The organism is Phycicoccus flavus, assembly GCF_004025965.2.
Classification (GTDB): domain Bacteria; phylum Actinomycetota; class Actinomycetes; order Actinomycetales; family Dermatophilaceae; genus Phycicoccus; species Phycicoccus flavus.
Genome location: NZ_SAYU02000039.1, coordinates 26,094 through 41,323, shown reverse-complemented (window position 1 = coordinate 41,323; position 15,230 = coordinate 26,094). Strand labels below are relative to the sequence as shown.

Annotated in this window: 15 protein-coding genes; 10 read left to right on the top strand and 5 right to left on the bottom strand. The window is 74.0% G+C overall.

Going from position 1 to position 15,230, the window contains the following annotated elements; genetic code table 11:
- The first annotated feature begins 113 nt into the window (after window positions 1-113).
- Window positions 114-1,040: an arginase family protein gene (locus tag EPD83_RS12450; protein WP_128367629.1), complete on the top strand. Its 927-nt coding sequence runs from the start codon at window positions 114-116 to the stop codon at window positions 1,038-1,040.
- A gap of 9 nt (window positions 1,041-1,049) precedes the next feature.
- Complete coding sequence (locus EPD83_RS12445; protein WP_128367630.1) at window positions 1,050-1,982, top strand: NAD-dependent epimerase/dehydratase family protein; 933 nt, start codon at window positions 1,050-1,052, stop codon at window positions 1,980-1,982.
- A gap of 145 nt (window positions 1,983-2,127) precedes the next feature.
- Here the strand turns inward: EPD83_RS12445 and EPD83_RS12440 are convergent, their stop codons facing one another.
- Complete coding sequence (locus tag EPD83_RS12440) at window positions 2,128-2,802, bottom strand: VOC family protein (RefSeq protein WP_128367631.1); 675 nt, start codon at window positions 2,800-2,802, stop codon at window positions 2,128-2,130.
- Between the two features lie 237 nt (window positions 2,803-3,039).
- On the opposite strand from EPD83_RS12440, the gene EPD83_RS12435 reads away from it, so the two are divergent.
- The 3 genes from EPD83_RS12435 to EPD83_RS12425 are packed head-to-tail and all read left to right on the top strand — an operon-like array spanning window position 3,040 to window position 4,132.
- Entirely contained in the window at window positions 3,040-3,387 is a 348-nt protein-coding gene (locus EPD83_RS12435) for a hypothetical protein (protein ID WP_128367632.1), read from the top strand.
- Complete coding sequence (locus EPD83_RS12430; protein WP_205859517.1) at window positions 3,384-3,824, top strand: phage holin family protein; 441 nt, start codon at window positions 3,384-3,386, stop codon at window positions 3,822-3,824. Before EPD83_RS12435 ends, EPD83_RS12430 begins: the two co-directional genes overlap by 4 nt.
- Window positions 3,821-4,132 (top strand): DUF3618 domain-containing protein, encoded by a 312-nt coding sequence (locus tag EPD83_RS12425; protein ID WP_128367633.1) that lies wholly within the window; start codon window positions 3,821-3,823, stop codon window positions 4,130-4,132. Before EPD83_RS12430 ends, EPD83_RS12425 begins: the two co-directional genes overlap by 4 nt.
- Before the next feature lie 417 nt (window positions 4,133-4,549).
- Here the strand turns inward: EPD83_RS12425 and EPD83_RS12420 are convergent, their stop codons facing one another.
- Window positions 4,550-5,101 carry a YdeI/OmpD-associated family protein gene (locus EPD83_RS12420; protein WP_128368582.1) on the bottom strand — a complete coding sequence of 184 codons (552 nt, stop codon included), beginning with the start codon at window positions 5,099-5,101 and terminating at the stop codon, window positions 4,550-4,552.
- Between the two features lie 552 nt (window positions 5,102-5,653).
- Here EPD83_RS12420 and EPD83_RS12415 point away from each other — a divergent pair.
- Complete coding sequence (locus EPD83_RS12415; RefSeq protein WP_165566648.1) at window positions 5,654-7,279, top strand: long-chain-fatty-acid--CoA ligase; 1,626 nt, start codon at window positions 5,654-5,656, stop codon at window positions 7,277-7,279.
- A 3-nt stretch (window positions 7,280-7,282) separates the two neighbouring features.
- The gene (locus EPD83_RS12410; RefSeq protein WP_128367930.1) at window positions 7,283-8,464 is read left to right on the top strand and encodes an acyl-CoA dehydrogenase family protein; all 1,182 of its coding nucleotides are present in this window, start codon (window positions 7,283-7,285) and stop codon (window positions 8,462-8,464) included.
- Between the two features lie 349 nt (window positions 8,465-8,813).
- Here the strand turns inward: EPD83_RS12410 and EPD83_RS12405 are convergent, their stop codons facing one another.
- Window positions 8,814-9,677: an aldo/keto reductase gene (locus EPD83_RS12405; RefSeq protein ID WP_128368624.1), complete on the bottom strand. Its 864-nt coding sequence runs from the start codon at window positions 9,675-9,677 to the stop codon at window positions 8,814-8,816.
- Window positions 9,678-9,838: 161 nt separating this feature from the next.
- On the opposite strand from EPD83_RS12405, the gene EPD83_RS12400 reads away from it, so the two are divergent.
- Both EPD83_RS12400 and EPD83_RS12395 read left to right on the top strand, forming a co-directional pair.
- Window positions 9,839-10,660 carry an alpha/beta fold hydrolase gene (locus tag EPD83_RS12400; RefSeq protein ID WP_165566647.1) on the top strand — a complete coding sequence of 274 codons (822 nt, stop codon included), beginning with the start codon at window positions 9,839-9,841 and terminating at the stop codon, window positions 10,658-10,660.
- The gene (locus tag EPD83_RS12395) at window positions 10,653-11,240 is read left to right on the top strand and encodes a GNAT family N-acetyltransferase (RefSeq protein ID WP_128368521.1); all 588 of its coding nucleotides are present in this window, start codon (window positions 10,653-10,655) and stop codon (window positions 11,238-11,240) included. The genes EPD83_RS12400 and EPD83_RS12395 overlap by 8 nt, the downstream gene beginning before the upstream one ends.
- Before the next feature lie 88 nt (window positions 11,241-11,328).
- On the opposite strand, the gene EPD83_RS12390 is transcribed toward EPD83_RS12395, so the two are convergent.
- Window positions 11,329-11,655, bottom strand: coding sequence for a hypothetical protein (locus EPD83_RS12390; RefSeq protein WP_128368278.1), 327 nt, complete (start codon window positions 11,653-11,655; stop codon window positions 11,329-11,331).
- Window positions 11,652-11,858, bottom strand: coding sequence for a hypervirulence associated TUDOR domain-containing protein (locus tag EPD83_RS12385; protein WP_128368279.1), 207 nt, complete (start codon window positions 11,856-11,858; stop codon window positions 11,652-11,654). Before EPD83_RS12385 ends, EPD83_RS12390 begins: the two co-directional genes overlap by 4 nt.
- A gap of 287 nt (window positions 11,859-12,145) precedes the next feature.
- Here EPD83_RS12385 and EPD83_RS12380 point away from each other — a divergent pair, with 287 nt between their 5' ends.
- Window positions 12,146-15,187: an ExeM/NucH family extracellular endonuclease gene (locus EPD83_RS12380; protein ID WP_165566646.1), complete on the top strand. Its 3,042-nt coding sequence runs from the start codon at window positions 12,146-12,148 to the stop codon at window positions 15,185-15,187.
- Window positions 15,188-15,230: the final 43 nt, after the last annotated feature.

Here is a 15,230-nt window from a genome sequence, read left to right as displayed (position 1 = left end):
CCGGGCGGGTCGCCGACGGGCGTCCCGGGCCCCGAAGCCCGTTGCCACCGCGTCCGGGCGGCCCTAGCGTGACGAGGCGGACGTGGCCGCGGCGCCACGAGTGAGGAGGAGCGATGACCGACGATGCAACGTCTTCCGCCCAAGAGACCCCGGGACCGCGATCGACGGGCCGCACCCGCGGCATCGCGCTGACGCACTACGCCGGCCGCGCCGGGGACCACAACGACCGCGCGATGACTGCCTCCCGCGGGCTCGCCGCGGCCCTGGCCGAACGGCTCGGGGTGCCGCCCGCCGTCGTCGGCGAGCCGGAGCCGGCGCTGTCCGTGGGATGGACCGAGGAGCTGAACGCCGCCCTCCCGACCCTGCGCGCGGTCGCGGCGCAGGTCGACCAGGACCTGGCGGCCGGCGCCGTGCCCGTCCTCGCGTCGAGCCGGTGTGCCGTCGCCCTCGCCACGCTGCCGGTCGTGGCGCGGCACCGCCCGGACGCCGTTGTCGTCTGGTTCGATGCGCACGCCGACCTCAACACCCCGGAGGACACGACGAGCGGGTACCTCGGTGGTCTCGCCTTCAGCGGTCCGCTCGGCCTGTGGGACAGCGGGCTCGGTGCGGGACTCACGCCGGGGAACGCGGTCCTCGTCGGCGCGCGGGACATCGACCCGCCCGAGCAGCGGCGCATCGACGACGGCGTCGTCACCCACGTCCCCGTCGCTCACGACCTGGCCGAACGGCTGCGCCGAGCCGTCGCCGGCCGTCCGGTGTTCGTCCACGTCGACTGCGACGTCCTCGACGGCGGCACGGTGCCCACCGACTATCACGTCCCCGGCGGTCCGACGCTCGAGGACCTGGCCGGAGCGATGCGCGCGCTCGCGGAGTCCGAGGTCGTCGGGGTCGAGGTCGGCGAGCTGGAGTCCGGCCCCGACGAGGAGACATCGCGCTCCTCGGTCGACCGTCTGCTCGGCGCGCTGGAGCCGCTGCTGCACGCGGTCGCCCGTCCTGACCCCGACTCCCCGGCGGACCGGGGTCGCCCACCCGTGGGTTAGCGTCGCCGGATGCGAGTCGTCGTCGTCGGAGGCACCGGACACATCGGCACCTGGCTGGTGCCCGGACTCGTCCGCGACGGCCACGAGGTCACGGTGGTGACCCGCGGCCGGGCCACGCCCTACCACCCCGACCCCGCCTGGGACGAGGCGCGCCCGGTCGTCTGCGACCGGGAGGCCGCGGAGGCGGACGGCACCTTCGGCGCGCTCGTCGCCGAGCAGCGCCCGGACGCCGTCGTCGACCTCACCTGCTTCACCACCGACCAGGCCCGGCAGCTCGTCGAGGCGCTGGACGGCCAGCACCTCGTGCACACCGGCACCGTGTGGTCCTACGGGCGCAGCGCGGTCGTGCCGACGACCGAGGACGCGGTCAAGGACCCCTACGGCGACTACGGCGTCGGCAAGCTCGCCGTCGAGCGCTACCTCGGCGGGCAGGACCGGGTGCGGGCCTCGGTCGTCCACCCCGGCCACATCAGCGGTCCCGGGTGGATGCCGATCGGCCCGTCCGGCAACCTCGACCCCGCCGTCGTCGACGCGCTGCGGGCCGACGGGTCGTGCCTGCTGCCGGACCGCGGTCTGGAGACGATCCACCACGTGCACGCCGAGGACGTCGCCGACCTGCACCGGGCCTGCCTCGAGCAGCCGGAGGCGGCGACGGGCGAGAGCTTCAACAGCGTCTGCACCGAGGCGCTGACCCTGCGCGGCTACGCCGAGCTCGTGGCGCGGCACTTCGGGCACGAGCCGCGGATCGAGCTCGTGCCCTGGGCGGAGTTCGCCGCCCGCGCCGGCGAGGACAACGCGGCCGTCACGCTCGACCACATCGGCCGGGCGCCGATGTTCTCCATGGCCAAGGCGCGGGAGCGGCTCGGGTTCGTGCCCCGGCACGACGTGCGCGAGACCGTCCTGTCCGCGCTCGACGCCTGGGTCGCGGAGCACCGCGCCTGAGGGTGCGACGCCGGTCGGGTCCGGTCGAGGGGCCGGCGGTCTCGCGCCCGCCCGGCCGGCGGGCGCCCGGCGCCGTCGAGAGCCTGCGGGGCGTGGCGTCGTGGGCGGGTCGGGTCGGGTGGACCGGACCCTCGGGTGGGCCGGCTCAGCCGTCGCGGTTCGCCGGGGTGCAGATGCAGGACCGGTTGCCGTCGGCGTCCTCGATGACCCAGTACGACGGCGCGGCGGCGTCGCTGACCAGCCGGCCCCCGGCGTCGAGGACCGCCTGCAGCCGGCGCGGACCCTCGTCGTGGCCGACCCACACGTCGAGGTGCCAGCGCTGCGGGACGACCGGGTCGGGCAGCGGGTCGCCGTCGTCGGCGGGCTCGGGGGTCTGCCACCAGACGGTGGGCGCCTGGCCGCTGACGTCCACCGGCTCGCCGCGCTGCACCTCGGAACCGAGCAGCGCGGCGTAGTAGGGGGCGAGCCCGTCGGGGCCGGAGGTGTCGAGCCCGAGCTCGACCTGCGTGACGCCACCCGGGTCGGGGGTGGCGCCGTGGCGGCGCGCGGCCTCGGTGATCCGCTCCGCGGCCTCGACGTCGCCGCGGGTGATGCCGGCGTCCGCGCGTCCGGGCACGGCGACGACGACGTCGGTCTCGGACAGGGTCACCTGCGGGCGGCGGCCCTCGGCCGTCAGCGACCCGAGGTCGGCGACGAGGGCCGATCCGGTCGCGAAGTCGGGTGTGCGGAACCGGGTCTTGAGGCGGCCGAGCACGTAGCGCCAGTCCGCGGGCTCGGCCGCCGCGATCTCGGGCGGAGTGAGCTGGTGGTCGTCGGTCATGGTCGTGCTCCCCTCGGGTCGTGGACGCGACCGACGCTAGGACGGCTTGCGGACGGTCCGCGTCCGGATCCGTCCGGGACCCGTGGGCCGGCGAGGGCGCGGCCGCGCGCATGTGGGACCAGCCGTCGGAGCCGCCGTGCCCGTGGGCGGTGTGGCACGGCCGGCAGCGGGGTAGGACCCCCCTGACACCCGACCACCGGCCCGCCCGTTCGGCGGTCCGAGCGAGAGGACGACACGATGTCGAAGCTGACGATCCTGGCCGCGGCGGGAGTGGGCTACGTGCTCGGCGCCCGCGCGGGGAGGGAGCGGTACGACGAGATCGCCGCGACGGCCCGGGACCTGTGGTCGAGCCCGACGGTCCGCAAGGGCAGGGACCGGACCCGGCAGGTGGCGCTGCGGAAGGGACGGGAGGCCGGCCGCGCCGTCGGAGCCACGGTGAGCGACGCGGGACGCAGGATCGGCCACACGGCGAGCGCCACCGTCGGGCGCGACCGGGGACCGGACGGGGACGCGCAGCGCCCCGACCCGGACCCGACCGCCGGGGTGACGACGGCGGCCGCCTCGGCGCAGAGGTCGTCGTCGTGACGGCCGCTGCCTCGCCGACCCCGACGCCGGAGGACGCCTCGACCGGTCAGCTCGTCGCGCGGATGAGCCAGGACCTGTCCGATCTCGTGCGGTCGGAGATGGCGCTGGTGAAGGTCGACTTCCAGGAGTCGGTGCGGCACGCCGGGGTCGGCGCCGGGCTGTTCGGGACCGCCGGGGTCGTCGCGCTCTTCGGGGTCGGGGCGCTCGTCGCGGCCGCGGTGCTCGCGCTGGCGCTCGTCCTCGACGCGTGGCTCGCGGCGCTGCTGGTCGGTGTCGCCCTGCTCCTCGTCGCCGGTGTCGTCGCCCTGGTGGGGAGGCGTCAGGTCGCCGAGGCCACGCCGCCCGTCCGGCACAGCGCCGACAGCCTCAAGGCCGACGTCGAGGCGGTCCGGCACCCGCACACGACGGCGGCGACGCCGGAGGGAAGGACACCATGAGCACCCACGACCCCGCTGCGGCCCGGCCCGCGGCGCCCGGCCCGCGAGAGCCCCTCGGGGACACCACGGACCCGGACGTCATCGAGGCCCACATCGCCGCGACCCGCCAGGACCTGGCGGAGACGATCGACGCCCTCGGCGCCAAGCTGGACGTGCGGACCCGCGCGAGCGACCGGGTCCACCGCGCCCTCGGCGTCGCCCCGGACGGGGAGCCCCGGCCGACGAAGGCCACCCAGGCCGTCCTCGCGGGGGCCGTGGCCGTGGCCGCGTTCGCCGCGGCCGTCGTCGTCTGGCGGCGGGACCGCTGAGCGAGCGGGCACACGGCCGGACGTCCTCGTCGCTCGGGCGCGCCGGGGGCTGACTTTCCAATGGCGCTCGGCCACGCCGGCGGCGGACGTCCTCGTCACTCGGGCGCGCTGCTGGAGGGCCCGGCAGTGGACCGAGGCGAAGGACGAGAGCAGCAGCGCGGTGACGCCGGCGGCGGGCGTCCTCGACGCGATGGGGCTTGCCGACGGCGGACGTCTTCGTGGCGCTCGGCAGCGCCGGCGGCGGACGTCCTAGGCGCGTTCGGGCGCGCCGGCGGCGGACGTCTTCGTGGCGCTCGGGCGCGCCGGCGGCGGCTGTCTTCGTGGCGCTCGGCAGCGCCGGCGGCGGACGACCTCGTCGCTCGGCCGCGGGGCCGGCGGGCGTCCTCGACGCGATCGGGCGCGCCGGCGGCGGACGTCCTAGGCGCGGTCGGGCAGCTTGGCGCTCTTGGCGACGTCGGGGTCGGTGCACGAGGACAGGTCGAAGCAGCACGGACGCCGCTTGCCGTGGTCCATCTTGTCCAGGCTCACCCGGACCCGCTTGGCCCGGGTGTCCTCGCTCTTCGTCGCGCCCACCCAGCGCACCCACTCCCAGCGCGCCATCGGGGTGATGTCGGCCCAGACGTCGCGGATGTGCTCCGGGGCGTCGTCCAGCGCGGCGGACAGGTCCGCGGGCACCTCGGGCTCCGGCCAGTCCTCCGCGACCTCGAGCTCGGCCTCGACGGTGTCGCCCTCGGCCACCCCGGCCTTCGTCAGCTCCGGGCCGACCCGCAACCAGTGGCCGCGCCGACCGTCGGGCTCGACGACGGTGTCCACCCGGTGCCCGGCGACCGTGGCGTGCACCGCGACCTGGCCGCGCGAGGGCAGGTCGCGGCTGGCGTCGGCGGGCAGCCGCACGAGCGCCGTCGACCCGATGACCTCGACCTCACCGCTGAACCGCACCGTCGTCCCGGCCGTCTGCTTCGTCGCCACGCCCACCAGCGTACGAGGCGCGGCCGTGGGGCGGACCGGATGTGGTGGGGAGGGCGTCAGGGCTGCGGCGTCGGGCGCGGGGGCACGCGGGTTCGCATGCACAACCCGGGGTTCGCACGGGAAACCCGGGGTTCGCGTGGCCGGTCTTCCCTGGCGAACCCCGGCTTTGGCGGATGGGGCGAGAAAGTCGCGCAGACTCGGCGGGTCGCACGGGAAACCCGGGGTTCGCGGGCCCGGTCTTCCCCGGCGAACCCCGGCTTTGGCGGATGGGGCGGGAAAGTCGCGCAGACTCGGCGGGTCGCACGGGAAACCCGGGGTTCGCGGGCCTGGTCTTCCCCGGCGAACCCCGGCTTTCGCGGATGGGGCGGGAAAGTCGCGCAGACTCGGCGGGTCGCAGGGGAAACCCGGGGTTCGCGGGCCTGGTCTTCCCCGGCGAACCCCGGCTTTCGCGGATGGGGCGGGAAAGTCGGTCGCGGAGGGTGTCCTCACGCGGTCCGGGGAGCGAGGCTGAGGGGAGCATCCCGGTCACCGTCGATCCCCAGGAGGCGCCGCATGGCCACCCTGTCCCTCGCCGTGCTGCTCGCCGAGTCCGCCCGGCGCCGGCCGGACGGCCTCGCCGTCGTCGAGGGGGACCGGCGCACCGACTACGCGACGCTCTGGCAGGACGCGCTGCGGGTGGCCGCCGACCTCCGGGAGCGCGGCGTCGGCCCCGGCACCCGGGTGGCGCTGCTCGCCCCGAACGTCACCGGCTTCGTCACCGCCTACTACGGCATCCTCGCGGCCGGCGGTGTCGTCGTCCCGGTGCCGACGCTGCTCGGCGCCCGCGAGATCGGCTACGTCCTGCGGCACTCCGGCGCCCGGGTGCTGCTGCGGCACGACGCGCTCGCCGACCTCGGCGGCGCGGCGGCGGACGAGGTCGGCATCCCCGCGGTGAGCCTCGCCGGCCTCGGCGACGGCGCCGAGCCGTTGCGCACGTACGTCTCGCGGGACCCGTCGGACACGGCCGTCGTCTTCTACACCTCGGGGACGACGGGCCTGCCCAAGGGCGCCCTGCTCACCCACCTGAACCTCGTGATGAACGCGACGACGAACGCGTTCGACGGCAACGAGATCCGCCGCGACGACGTCGTCATGGGGAGCCTGCCGCTCTTCCACGTCTACGGGCAGTCGGTGGCGATGAACACGACGTTCCGGCTCGGCACCACCCTCGTCCTGCAGCCGCGCTTCCATGCCGCCGAGGCCATCGACCTCATGGTCCGTGAGGGCGCGACGATCTTCATGGGCGTCCCGACGATGTACGTCCAGCTCCTCGAGGCTGCGAAGGACGCCGAGCGCCTGCCCGCGCTGCGGGACTGCGTCTCCGGCGGCGCGTCGCTGCCGGTCGTCGTCCTCGAGCGGTTCGAGGAGGTCTTCGGAACGCCGATCCACGAGGGCTACGGGCTGTCCGAGACCTCGCCCACGGCGACGTCCAACCAGCGGCTGTTCGGCCGGCGGGCCGGCACGATCGGCCATCCCATCTGGGGCGTCGAGGTCGAGATCGCCAACGAGGCCGTCCCCGAGCGGATCGAGCTGCGGCCGACCGGGGAGCGCGGCGAGGTCGTCGTGCGTGGTCACAACGTCTTCGCCGGCTACCTCGACGACGACGACGCCACCGCCGCGGTGATGGTCGACGGCTGGTTCCGGACCGGCGACATCGGCGTCAAGGACGAGGAGGGCTTCGTCCGGATCGTCGACCGCACCAAGGACCTCGTCATCCGGGGCGGCTTCAACGTCTACCCGCGCGACGTCGAGGACGTCCTCTCCCGCCACGAGGCCGTCGGGCAGGTCGCCGTCATCGGGCTGCCGGACGAGGTGCAGGGTGAGGAGGTGTGCGCCGTCGTCGTCCCCGCCGACGGCGCGACCCTCGACCCCGACGAGCTCGTCGCCTGGTCGCGCGAGCGGCTCGGCAAGCACAAGTACCCGCGCCGGGTCGAGGTCGTCGACGCCCTGCCCCTGGGGCCGAGCATGAAGGTGCTCAAGCGCGAGCTGCGGGCCCGCTTCTCCCCACCGGCCGCCGACGCCCGGTCAGCCGCCCCGGCGAGTGCGTCGCCCCCCGCCGACCCCCCGGTCCGTCCTGCCGATCCCGAGCACCCGACCACCCCGACCCCCGACCAGCCCGACCACTCCCAGGAGGCCTGACCCATGGACCTGAACCTCACCGACGACGAGCGCGACATCCGGCAGTGGGTGCGGACCTTCGTCGAGAAGGAGGTCATGCCGCTGGAGCAGGACGTCCTCACCCGGGAGCGCAGGGGCGAGCGCGGGCTGCCCGCCGACGAGCACAAGCGCCTGCAGGACCTCGCCCGCGAATCCGGCTTCTTCGGGGTCCTCACCCCCGAGGAGTACGGCGGGATGGGGCTGTCGGCGCTCATGGCGGCGCTCATCGAGATCGAGCTCGGCCGGTCCTTCGTGCCGTTCCGGCTGGCCGGCGACGCCGACAACATCCTCTACAACGCCAACGACGCCCAGAAGGAGGAGTACCTGCGCCCGACGATCGAGGGCACGAGGAAGAGCTGCTTCGCCATCACCGAGCCGGGTGCGGGCTCCGACGCCCGGGCCATCCGCACCTCGGCCCGGCAGGACGGCGACGACTGGGTCATCAACGGCGAGAAGACCTTCATCACCGGCGGCAACGAGGCCGACTTCGTCATGGTCTTCGCCGTCACCGACCCCGAGAAGCACAAGGAGGGCCGGACCGGGGAGTCCGTGACGTGCTTCCTCGTCGACCGCGACATGGGCTGGACCTCCCACCAGATCGACACCATGGGCGAGTGGGGACCGGCGGCCCTGACCTTCGAGGACGTCCGGGTGCCGTCGTCGGCAGTGCTCGGCGAGGTCGGGAAGGGGTTCGCCCTCGCGATGCAGTGGATCGGCAAGGGCCGCTACCTGCTGCCGGCGCGGGCGCTCGGCGGCTGCGAGCGGATGGTCGAGATGGGCATGGAGTGGGCCCGCAACCGGGTGACCTTCGGCGAGCCGATCGCCGAGCGGCAGGCCATCCAGTGGATGATCGCCGACTCCGCGGTCGACATCGAGGCGCTGCGCTGGCTCGTGCTGTCGGCGGCCTGGCAGGTCGACCAGGGCCAGGACTCACGGCAGGCGCAGTCGATGGCCAAGCTCTACGGTGGCGTCCACGCCAACGAGATCGTCGACCGGATGCTCCAGGTGCACGGCGGCATGGGTTACACGCGCGAGCTGCCGCTGGAGCGCTGGTACCGCGAGCTGCGGCTGCTGCGCATCTACGAGGGCACCGACGAGATCCAGCGCCGCACCATCGCCCGCAACCTCCTCAAGGGCCACGCCTCCGTCCGCGGCCATCTCGGCTGAGCCGCCCCCGCCCCCGCCCCCGCCCCCGCCCGCTGGACATTTCGGGGTCACCCCGAAATGTCGCCGAGGCCCCGGTTCGGATGTGGGGTCTCGGTGACAAACCGGGGTGTCGGGGTGGGCCGGCACCCGGCATCCCGCTGGACATTTCGGGGTGACCCCGAAATGTCGCCGAGGCCCCGGTTCGGATGTGGGGTCTCGGTGACGAACCGGGGTGTCGGGGTGGACCGACGACGACGGCCCGCGCCGTCCAGGAGGGCGCGGGCCGTCGTCGTCGGTGGGACGAGGAGGCGGGGTCAGCCGTCGGACTCGAGCCGGGCGACCTCGTCGTCGGTCGGACGAGGAGGCGGGGTCAGCCGTCGGACTCGAGCCGGGCGACCTCGTCGGCGGCGAGCTCGAGGTCGGCGGCGTTGACCGAGTCGGTGATCGACTCCGGACGCGAGGCGCCCGGGATCGGCAGGACGACGTCGGCCAGCGCGAGCTCCCACGCCAGGGCGACCTGGTGCGGCGAGACGCCGTGGGCCTCGGCGACCTCGGCGAAGGCGGAGTGCTCGGACCCGAGGTCACCGGCCTTCTTGATGCCGCCGAGCGGGCTCCACGGCAGGAAGGCGACGCCGAGCGAGGCGCAGTGCTCGAGCTCGGCGCGCGAGGAGCGGAAGGCCGGCGAGAACTGGTTCTGCACCGACACCAGGCGGCCGCCGAGGACCTCGTTGGCCTCGTCGATCTGGGCGACGGACGCGTTCGAGATGCCCGCACGCTGGATGACGCCCTCGTCGAGGAGCTCGCGCAGCGCGCCGACGGACTCGGCGTAGGGGACGTCGGGGTCCGGCCGGTGGAACTGGTAGAGGCCGATGGCGTCGACGCCGAGGCGCTGGGCCGACGCCCTCGCGGCCTCCTTGAGGTACTCGGGACGGCCGTTCTGGGTCCACGAGCCGTCGCCGGGCCGCAGGTGCCCGCCCTTGGTGGCGACGACGACCGACGAGGTGTCGCCGCCGTAGGACTTCAGCGCCTTGGCGATGAGGGCCTCGTTGTGGCCGACCTCGCCGGGGTCGCGGTGGTAGGCGTCCGCGGTGTCGACGAAGGTCACGCCGGCGTCGAGCGCGGCGTGGATCGCCGACACCGAGCGCGCCTCGTCGGGACGACCCTCGATGGACATCGGCATGCCGCCGAGGCCGATCGCGCTGACCTGTGCGTCTCCGAGAGCTCGCTGCTTCACGTGCATCAACTCCTGTGGGGGCGGGGGGGGGCGGCCGGCCGGGGAGGGCGCGACCGCCGAACTGGTACCTCAGAGCCAAGTCACGCGCCGCCGCGGATGTTCCTGTCGGTCGGGTCTGCTTCAGTGGTGTCGAACGTCCATCTCGGCCCCGGGAGGCCCGCATGACCGAGTTCGTCAGCACGACCCGCGGCGACCGCGTCGCCTACGACGCCCACGGCGAGGGGCCCGCGCTCGTGTTCGTCGCCGGGGCCGGGCCGTTCCGGGCCGAAGACCCCGTGACGACCGAGACCGCGCGCCTCGCGGGGGAGAACGGCGTGACCGCGGTCGTCTTCGACCGGCTCGGCCGCGGCGAGACCGAGACCGGCGGCGACGCCGACCTCGACGCCGAGCTGGGGGCACTGTCCGCGCTGCTCGAGCACGTCGGCGGGTCGGCGGTGCTGTGCGGGCACTCCTCGGGCTGCTCGATCGCCCTGCGCGCCGCGGCCGCCGGTCTGCCGGTCGACGGGCTCGTCCTGTGGGAGGCGCCGGTGTCGGCGCCCGCGGCCGAGACCGCCGAGTGGGCGTCGGACTTCGAGCGCCAGGTCGAGGACGGCGACCTCGAGGCCGCGACCGAGACGTACATGCGCGACATGCCGCCGGAGTGGCTGGCCGGCGCGAAGGCGTCGCCGGCCTGGCCGGACATCGCCGCCTCCGCACGCTCGAAGGTGGCCGACGCCCAGTCCCTCGCCTGGGCGACGGCGGTGCTCGAGGACGGCAGCCTGGCCGACGACGTCAAGGTCCCGGTCGTCGCCGTCTACGGGACGGAGACCTTCCCCGGGATGCCCGAGGCCGCCGAGCGGATTGCGGACGCCCTCCCGGGGGCGACGGTCGCCGAGGTCCCGGGCTCCGGTCACTCCTGGGAGCCCGAGGCGATGGCCGACGTCCTCGTGAAGTTCGTCCGCACCGCCACCGGCTCCTACGAGCACCCCACCGGCGGTGTCTGACCGGGCCCCGGACCGCGCCCTCCTCCCGGACCCCGCGCGGCTGGACTGGCCGCGCCGGAGCCCTCGGGGCCTGGTGCGCCTCGTCGGTCTCGACGACGTCGACGCCATCTGGGCCTACCGGTCCGACCCCGAGGTGGTGCGCCACCTCTCGCACGGGGTGCTCGACCGCGCGGGCGTCGTCGAGCGGCTCCGCCTGCGCCTGACCGACGGGCGGCCCGTGGCCCCGGGGGCCGACCGCGTCGTGCGTGGCGTCGTGCTCGAGGTCGGCGGCACGGTCGTCGGCGACGGGATGCTGCGCGTCGTCACCGAGGGAGGCGGTGCGCCGCGGCTCTGGATCGGGTATGCCCTGGCCCGGTCGGCGTGGGGACAGGGGCTCGGCACCGAGCTGGCCCAGGTCCTCGCCGGCGTCGGCCGGGAGCTCGGGCTCCCGGTGTGGGCCGACGCCTACGCGGAGAACCCGGCCTCCTGCCGGGTCCTGGAGAAGACCGGCCTGGTGCGGGTCGCCACCGCGACCGACGAGGGGCGGGCCCGGCACGTCTTCACAGACGACCCCCGCCACCTCACCGACCGCTCGACCTGACCCGGCCGTTCGCCCTGACCCGGCCGAGGAGGCGACGACCGCCGTCGCGGCGCCGGGCCCCCCTGCCCGGCGCCGCGACGGGGACGGCTCAGTCGTCCTTGTGCTGCTTGTCGTACTCCGAGTTGGCCCACCGCTCACCGGGGTCGCCGCCCCAGGCGTCCCAGGCCACGCGGCCGGGGCTGGGGTAGCCGTCGGACCCGCGCGTGAAGCCGTCGGCGTCCTTGTCCACGGAGTGCCGGGCGAAGTAGGCGTGCATCTTGCCGATGACCTCGTCGCTGACGTCCTCGCCCTTCGCCAGTTGCCGCGCGCGGGTGCGGCCGGTGTCGGTGAAGTTCGAGCCGGCCTTGCCGTCCTCGATCCAGTCGACCGCGCGCTGGGCGGCCTGCTGGACGTCCTTCGGCGGGACCGGACTCATGACCGCTTCGACAGCGCGGACTCCTTGTGCGCCGCCTTCGAGCCGGTCTTGTCGGACTCGACGATGTAGTACGGGTCGTCGTCCTCGGGCTTGAACTTCTGCCCGTCGAACTGGAACTCGCTGGTCTTCTTCTCGACGACCTTCCCGTGGGTGCTCCCCTGGGAGGTCTTCCAGCTGACCTTGTCGCCCTTGCTGTAGGCCACGTGCCTCTCCTTCGTTCCGTGCCGGCCGGGCGCACCCTGCGTCCGGCCGCTTCGACGCTAGCCCGGCGCCCGAGCCGGCAGTGTGCCGCTGACCTGCGGCTACGTGACCTTCGACAGTCCGAGGGCGGGTCTGTCGGCGCTATCCGACAGTTATCCCCCTGTTCACACGGCGGAGACCTCGTCCCACTGTCGCCCGGCGCGATGCGGTGTTACGTTCGCCGCGCACGTGCGCGGGTCGAGGTGTCGATGACAGGTCGGCGGCTCCCCGCACGACCCCTGGAGGATGCATGAACCGCACGCCGTTGCGTCGGCTCGTCGGAAGGGTCGCCGCCGGCGCCCTCGTCGTGGCCGCACCCGTCGCGCTGACGCCACCCCCTGCGTCGGCCGCCGCCGGAGACCTGTTCATCTCGGAGTACGTGGAGGGATCGAGCAACAACAAGGCGCTCGAGATCTACAACGGCACCGCCGCGCCGGTCGACCTCGGCGCCGGGGCCTACAAGATCCAGATGTACTTCAACGGCGGCACCTCGCCGAGCCTCACGGTGAACCTCAGCGGCACGGTGGCCAGTGGCGACGTGTTCGTCCTCGCGCAGTCCTCGGCCGCGCCCGAGATCATCGCGCAGGCCGACCAGACCAACGGCTCCGGCTGGTTCAACGGCGACGACGCGATCGTCCTGCGCAAGGGCGACGCCGTGCTCGACTCGATCGGCCGGGTCGGCGAGCGGCCGAACACCGAGTGGGGCACCGGCGACACGAGCACCGCGGACAACACCCTCCGCCGCAAGGCGACGATCTGCGTCGGCGACACGACGACCGACGACGCCTTCGACCCCGCCGCCCAGTGGGACGGCTTCCCGAACAACACCTTCGGCGGGCTCGGCGCGCACACCGCCAGCTGTGGCCCGGTCGAGGACGCCGCGCCGACCGTGACCTCGGTGACCCCCGAGGACGGCGGCACCGCGGCCCCGGCGCAGTCGCCGGTCGTCGGCTTCAGCGAGGCCGTCGCCCTCGCCGACGGCGCCGTCTCGCTGACCTGCACCGCCTCCGGCGTCGTGCCCGTCACGCTCGGCGGCGGGCCCACCGACTGGACCGTCGACCCGGCCACGGACCTCCAGGACGGCGAGTCCTGCACCCTGACGGTCGCCGCCGACGGGGTCAGCGACGTCGACACCAACGACCCGCCGGACACGCTGGCCGCGGACTTCACCTCGACCTTCTCCGTCGTCGACACCTGCAACGCGGGCTTCACCCCGGTCTACGACATCCAGGGCTCCGGCGCCACCGCCGCCGTCACCGGCCCGGTGACGACCAAGGGCGTCGTCGTCGCGGACTACGAGGGCCCGGCGCCCGCCCTGCGCGGCTACTACCTCCAGGACCTGAAGGGTGACGGCGACCCCGCCACCTCCGACGGCATCTTCGTCTTCACCGGCGGCGCCGACACGGTGAGCGAGGGCGACGTCGTCCGGGTCACCGGCTCGGCTAGCGAGTTCCAGGGCCAGACCCAGATCTCCTCGGTCAGCGCGACCGAGGCCTGCGGCACCGGCTCCGTCGCCCCCACCGAGGTCACCCTGCCGTTCGCCGACGCGGGGACCGCGGAGCGCTACGAGGGCATGCTCGTGACGATGTCGCAGACGCTGTCGGTGACCGAGCACTACCTGCTCGGTCGCTTCGCCCAGGTGACGGTCAGCTCCGGCGGCCGCCTCCAGCAGCCGACGAACGTCGTGGCGCCCGGTCCCGAGGCCAACGCCCTCCAGGCGAAGAACGACCTCAACCGGCTCATCATCGACGACACGCTGCAGAACCAGAACCCGGACCCGATCGTCTGGGGCCGCGGTGGGCAGCCGCTGAGCGCCGAGAACACCCTGCGCGGCGGCGACACCGTCACCGGCGCCACGGGGGTCATGACCTACGGCTGGGCGGGCAACAACGCGAGCCCGAACAACTGGCGCCTGCGTCCGCTCGACCAGAGCGGGGACGGCATCACCTTCGTCGCGAACAACCCGCGCCCCAGCGGCCCGCCGGAGGTCGGCGGTGACGTGCAGGTCGCCGGCATGAACCTACTCAACTACTTCACCGACTTCCGCGGGTGCACCGGCGGCGTCAGCGGCCCGCCGCTGGACTGCCGTGGCGCCGACAACCAGCTCGAGCTGGACCGCCAGACGGCCAAGACCGTCGCCGCGATCAGCACGATGGACGCGGACGTCATCGGCGTCAACGAGATCGAGAACGACGGCTACGGCGCGGGCTCGACCCTGCGGTACCTCGTCGACGCGGTGAACGCGAAGGTCGGCGCCGGCACGTACGCGTACATCGACGCGGACGCGGGCACCGGCCAGGTCGACGCCCTCGGCGACGACGCCATCAAGGTCGGCCTGCTCTACAAGCCGTCCGTCGTCACCCCGGTCGGCACGACCGCGGTGCTCAACACCGACGAGTTCGTCACCGGCGGCGACGCCTCGCCGCGCAACCGTCCGTCCCTGGCCCAGGCCTGGGAGGTCAACGCGACCGGTGGCGTCTTCGTCTCCGACGTCAACCACCTGAAGTCCAAGGGCTCCGCCTGCGAGACGCCCGACACCGGCGACGGCCAGGGCAACTGCGCCGTCGTGCGCACCACCGCGGTGCGGGCGCTCCTGGAGTGGCTCGACTCCGACCCGACCGGCACCGGTGACGAGGACGTCCTCCTCGTCGGCGACTACAACTCGTACGCGAAGGAGACCCCGATCCGCACGCTGGAGGAGGGCGGCTTCACCAACCTCGTCGAGAAGTACCAGGGCGAGGACGCCTACTCCTACGTGTTCGACGGCCAGTGGGGCTACCTCGACCAGGCCATGGCCTCGGAGTCGCTGACCGGCCAGGTCACCGGCACCGCGGACTACCACATCAACGCCGACGAGCCGGCGATCCTCGACTACAACACCAACTTCAAGTCGGCGGACCAGATCGAGAGCCTCTACGCGCCGGACGAGTACCGGGTCAGCGACCACGACCCCGTGCTCGTCGGCCTGTCGCCGAACCCGACGCTCGACACCCCGGGCGTCACGGGTCAGCTGGGCCGGGACGGCGTCTCGGTGAAGAAGGGCTCGACCGTCCCGGTCAAGACCACCTTCACCGCCGAGGACGGCACGGTGCCGACGTTCCTCGAGCCCTACGTCACGGTCGAGCTCGACGGCGAGGTCGTCGCCACCGGCGACATGACGTACGAGAACGGCGAGTGGGTCTACCTGCTGCGCACCGGTGACCTGCCGCGGACCGGGGTCACGTACACGGTCGTCGTCCACGTCCCGTGGAACGGCCAGACGGTGACGAGCACCTTCCGGCTCCGCCGCTAGTCGCCGGCAGCAGGAACGGACGGCCCCCGGGCACGCACTGCGT